Source organism: Oleiphilus sp. HI0067, assembly GCF_001635735.1.
Genome location: NZ_LWFI01000813.1, coordinates 1 through 635, shown reverse-complemented (window position 1 = coordinate 635; position 635 = coordinate 1). Strand labels below are relative to the sequence as shown.

Here is a 635-nt window from a genome sequence, read left to right as displayed (position 1 = left end):
TTATGCTGAGCATCAAGCACTAAGTTTTTAAGAGATTCTCGGACTGACTTCGCAACATCTTGCCCGCCTGAAATCTGCATTAATCCTTGTTGAATAAACGGAACGTATTTCTTAGCCTCAAATCCACTCTCGGGCTTTCGGCCAAATTGAATCAACGCATTTAAGGCTTGAAAGCCATTTTTTACTTGGTCGCTATCAATGCCATGCTTAACAGCTTCTAACTGCAAAAAGTCTAACCAACCCGAATTCAGCATTTCTTCGACAGCAACAGGTACGTCCCCATCAAGGAGATACACTATGCGTTGTTCTAATTCAGCACGAATATCTTCTAATCGATGTGCATTATCCGCTGCCGTAGCAACCCGCTCTACATTTTTCAGATACTGAGAATGCTGCTTGACCATTAGCGCATCGAGTTCAGTTTTAACCTCATCAATAACGCCCGGGGTTTCATTTAACTCCGTATTAATTCGTTCAAGCAACGCTGAAATTTTTTGATGCCCTACACGTCCCAAACGATTGCCTTGTGCACCGAGTTTGGCAATACGATTAAGCACATCACGAAGAGGGCTATTTTGATCTTCAAAGAAAGTATCGTTTTCCAAAAGTTGGCGTAAAACTGGTATTTCTAATCG

1 protein-coding gene is annotated in these 635 nt (G+C 42.0%); it reads right to left on the bottom strand.

Going from position 1 to position 635, the window contains the following annotated elements; all coding sequences use genetic code 11:
- On the bottom strand, positions 1–605 hold a 605-nt coding region (locus A3739_RS08680), incomplete at its 3' end, for a DUF1631 family protein (RefSeq protein ID WP_231877051.1).
- Positions 606–635 lie beyond the last annotated feature (30 nt).